This is a genomic window from Streptomyces sp. NPDC059456, assembly GCF_042750055.1.
Lineage (GTDB): Bacteria > Actinomycetota > Actinomycetes > Streptomycetales > Streptomycetaceae > Streptomyces.
Genome location: NZ_JBHYVA010000757.1, coordinates 1 through 3,923 on the forward strand (window position 1 = coordinate 1; position 3,923 = coordinate 3,923).

Here is a 3,923-nt window from a genome sequence, read left to right on the forward strand (position 1 = left end):
GCTGGGCATCGTCTACCCCGCGTCCTCGACCCGCCGGCTGGCCTCGCTGGTCGGCCCGGCGGTCGCCAAGTACCTCCTCTTCTCGGCGGAGCTGATCGACGCGGAACACGCGCTGCGGGCCGGCTTCCTGAACGAGCTGCTGCCGGCCGGGCACCTGGACAAGCGCGTCGCCGACTTCGCCCGCGTCCTCACCACCCGCTCGCAGCTGACGCAGGCGGCGGCCAAGGAGTTCGCGGACGGACGGACGGACCGGGACGCGCACTGGGCGCAGCAGGCGGCCGCGAGCGACGACACCGCGGAGGGCGTCGCCGCGTTCCTGGAACGCCGTGCCCCCTCGTTCAGCTGGACGGCCGGGGGGCCTGCGCGGCGGTGAGCCCGCGCAGCCGCGCCACGATCTCGGCCGGGGCCTTGGCCGGCGAGCCGGCGTCGTAGGGCGGCTGGGGGTCGTACTCGGTCATCAGCTGGACGGTCTGGGCGTACGCGTCCCCGGCGATCCTGCCGAGCAGGCCGAGGCCCATGTCGATGCCGGAGGACACTCCGGCGGCGGTGACGTACTTCCCGTCGTAGACGACGCGCTCGCCGGTGGGTTCGGCGCCGAAGGCGGGCAGCCGGTCCAGGTACAGCCAGTGGCCGGCGGCCTTGCGGCCCTTGAGCAGGCCGGCGGCGGCCAGCAGGAGCGAGCCCGTGCAGACGGACGTGGTCCAGGTGGTGGTCGCGTCGACGGCGCGCAGCCAGTCGATGACGGCGGGGTTCTCCATCTCCAGCTCGGGGTGCGGGCCACCGGGCACGATGACGATGTCGGGCCGCATCACCTCGTCGAGCCCCTTGTCGGCGACGAGGGCCAGCGACCCGTTGTCGGTCCGCACCGGCCCGGGCCGCTCGGAGACGAACACGGTCTCGGCGTCGGGAAGGCGGCCGAGCGTGTCGAAGGGCCCGATGGCGTCGAGGGCGGTGAACCGGTCGTAGAGCAGGACGGCGATCTGCATGGTTCCTCCGGAATGGCGGGTGGATGGCGGGCCCGGTCGGCGGGCGTCGTCAGGGGAGGTGGTGGCCGAAGCGGCGGCGGTATTCGGCCGGGGGCTGGCCCAGGGTCTTCAGGAAGGCCCGCCGGAGCGCCTCCGGGGTGCGGTAGCCGCAGGCCCGGGAGATCTGGGCCACCCCGTCCCCCGTGTCCTCCAGCAGCCGCCGCGCGTGTTCCACGCGGACGCGCTCCACGTACCGCCCCGGCGTGACTCCCGTCTCCGCCTGGAAGGCACGGGCGAAGTGGCGGGGTGAGAGCCGGGCGCGGGCCGCCAGGGACTCGACGCTCAGGTCCGCGCCGGGATGCTCCGTGATCCACTGCTGCACCTCACGCAAAGGATCCCGCTGCGCGGTCTGCGCCGCCAGCTGCACGCTGAACTGCGCCTGGTTCCCGGGCCGGCGCAGGAACACCACCAGGTGCCGTGCGATGGCCAGCGCGAGCTCCCTGCCGTGGTCCTCCTCCACCAGGGCCAGCGCGAGGTCGATCCCCGCTGTGACCCCGGCCGAGGTGGCCACCCGGCCGTCCCGTACGTAGATCGGATCCGGTTCGACGGTCACGTTCGGGTAGGTCCGGGCCATCCGCTCGCACACGGACCAGTGCGTGGTGGCCCGCAGCCCGTCCAGCAGCCCGGCCTCGGCCAGCAGCAGCCCGCCCGTGCAGACCGACACCAGCCGCTCCGCGCGACCCCCGTGCGCCCGCAGCCATGTGGTGAGCCGCGGCTCGAAGTCCCCCCGGTACCGCCCTCCGGGCACGAGCACGGTGGTGCCCGGCCCCGGGCCCGCGGCCTCCAGGTCCCCGTCCGGCACCAGCGTGAGCCCGCTGCTCGTCCGTACCGGCGCGCCGCCGGGGGACGCCGTGCGGATCGCGTACCCGGTGCCCGCCCGCTCCGGGAAGCGGTCGACGGCGGCGAACACCTCCACGGGACCGGTCACGTCCAGGCTCTGCACGCCGTCGTACAGGACGACGAGCACGTTTCGCAACGACATGACCCCATGGTGTGACCCGCCGGGGACGTCCGCAATGACGTCCATCCCACCTTTGCTGCCACGGCCGGGGCCGCGGACCGGCGCGGATAGGATCGACGGACCATGACTGCAACCCTCGTCGCCAAGAACCTCACCGCCGCGCACGGTGAGCGCACGCTCTTCGCCGGACTCGACCTCGTCGTCGCGCCCGGCGACGTCATCGGCCTCGTCGGCGTCAACGGCGCCGGGAAGTCCACCCTGCTGCGCCTGCTCGCCGGCCTGGACACCCCCGAGACCGGTGAGCTGAGGCTCTCCCCGCCCACCGCCGCCGTCGGCCACCTGCCCCAGGAGCCCGAGCGGCGCCCCGGTGAGTCCGTACGGGAGTTCCTGGCCCGGCGTACGGGCGTGGCCGCCGCCCAGGCGGCGCTGGACGCGGCGACGCAGGGCCTGGTCGACGGGACACCGGGCGCGGACGACGCGTACGCGACGACGCTGGACCAGTGGCTGAACCTCGGCGGCGCCGACCTCGACGAGCGGGCCCAGGAGGTCGCCGACGAGCTCGGGCTGGCCGTCGGCCTGGACCTGCCGATGACCGCCCTGTCCGGCGGCCAGGCGGCCCGCGCCGGCCTCGCCTCGCTGCTGCTCTCGCGCTACGACGTCTTCCTCCTCGACGAGCCGACCAACGACCTCGACCTGGAGGGCCTGGAGCGCCTGGAGCGGTTCGTGAAGGGCCTGCGCGCGGGCACGGTCGTGATCAGCCACGACCGCGAGTTCCTGACCCGGACCGTCACCAAGGTCCTCGAACTCGACCTGGCGCAGCAGCAGATCAACCTCTACGGCGGCGGCTACGACGCCTACCTGGAGGAGCGCGAGCGGGCCCGTACGCACGCCCGCGAGGAGTTCGACGAGTACGCGGGCAGGAAGGCGGCCCTGGAGGGCCGCGCCCAGATGCAGCGCAACTGGATGGACAAGGGCGTGCGCAACGCCCGCCGCAAGGCGAGCGACAACGACAAGATCGGCAAGAACCTGCGCGGGGAGTCCAGCGAGAAGCAGGCCGCCAAGGCCCGCCAGACGCAGCGCGCCATCGAGCGGCTCGAAGTCGTCGACGAGCCCCGCAAGGAGTGGGAGCTGCGCATGGAGATCGCGGCGGCGCCGCGCTCCGGCTCGGTCGTCGCCACCCTGCGCGAAGCGGCCGTGCGGCGCGGGGACTTCGCCTTCGGCCCGGCCAGTCTGCAGATCGACTGGGCGGACCGGGTGGCGATCACCGGCGCCAACGGCGCGGGCAAGTCCACGCTGCTCGCCGTGCTCCTCGGCCGGCTGGCACCCGACTCCGGTGCGGCCGTGCTCGGTTCGGGCGTACTGGTCGGCGAGGTGGACCAGGCGCGCGGGCTCTTCCTCGGGGACGAGCCGCTGCTGGAGGCCTTCTGCGCGGCGGTCCCGGACACCGAGCCGGCCGACGTGCGGACGCTGCTGGCCAAGTTCGGGCTGAAGGCGGCCCACGTGCTGCGCCCGGCGGCGACCCTCTCCCCCGGCGAGCGCACCCGGGCGGCCCTGGCGCTGCTCCAGGGCCGCGGGGTGAACCTGCTGGTGCTGGACGAGCCGACGAACCACCTGGACCTGCCGGCGATCGAACAGCTGGAGTCGGCCCTGGACGCGTACGAGGGCACCCTGCTGCTCGTCACCCACGACCGGCGGATGCTGGACGCGGTGCACGTGACCCGCCGCCTGGAGGTCGCGGACGGCAAGGTCACCGAGCTCTAGTCGACCGCGGTGCGCGGCTGCGCCCGGGGTGCGCGCCGCTTGCGGGCCATCCGTTCGGCCACGAAGCCGCGCGGCAGGTGGCGTACGGCGAGCGCGTACGCCTGGTAGCGGGGGGCCGGGGTGCGCACCCGCCCCCCCCCGGCCCCCAACCCCCGCGCCCAGGGCCCCACCCCCCC

Annotated in this window: 5 protein-coding genes; 2 read left to right on the forward strand and 3 right to left on the reverse strand. The window is 74.5% G+C overall.

The genetic code is table 11. The features are described from left to right. Positions 1–373, forward strand: a 373-nt coding sequence (locus ACFXA3_RS37865; protein ID WP_385195050.1) for an enoyl-CoA hydratase/isomerase family protein, incomplete at its 5' end; no start/stop codon positions are given. Here ACFXA3_RS37865 and ACFXA3_RS37870 read toward each other — a convergent pair. After that, positions 339–986: a DJ-1/PfpI family protein gene (locus ACFXA3_RS37870; RefSeq protein ID WP_385195053.1), complete on the reverse strand. Its 648-nt coding sequence runs from the start codon at positions 984–986 to the stop codon at positions 339–341. The two genes, ACFXA3_RS37865 and ACFXA3_RS37870, sit on opposite strands and share 35 nt — an antisense overlap. 49 nt (positions 987–1,035) lie before the next feature. Then, positions 1,036–2,007: a GlxA family transcriptional regulator gene (locus tag ACFXA3_RS37875; protein WP_385195055.1), complete on the reverse strand. Its 972-nt coding sequence runs from the start codon at positions 2,005–2,007 to the stop codon at positions 1,036–1,038. 102 nt (positions 2,008–2,109) lie between these two features. Between ACFXA3_RS37875 and ACFXA3_RS37880 the strand changes: the two genes are divergently transcribed. After that, on the forward strand, positions 2,110–3,747 hold the full coding sequence (locus ACFXA3_RS37880; protein WP_385195057.1) for an ABC-F family ATP-binding cassette domain-containing protein: 1,638 nt from the start codon (positions 2,110–2,112) through the stop codon (positions 3,745–3,747). Here ACFXA3_RS37880 and ACFXA3_RS37885 read toward each other — a convergent pair. Next, positions 3,744–3,923 (reverse strand): hypothetical protein (locus ACFXA3_RS37885; RefSeq protein ID WP_385195060.1); only part of this gene is annotated, 180 nt, incomplete at its 5' end. The two genes, ACFXA3_RS37880 and ACFXA3_RS37885, sit on opposite strands and share 4 nt — an antisense overlap.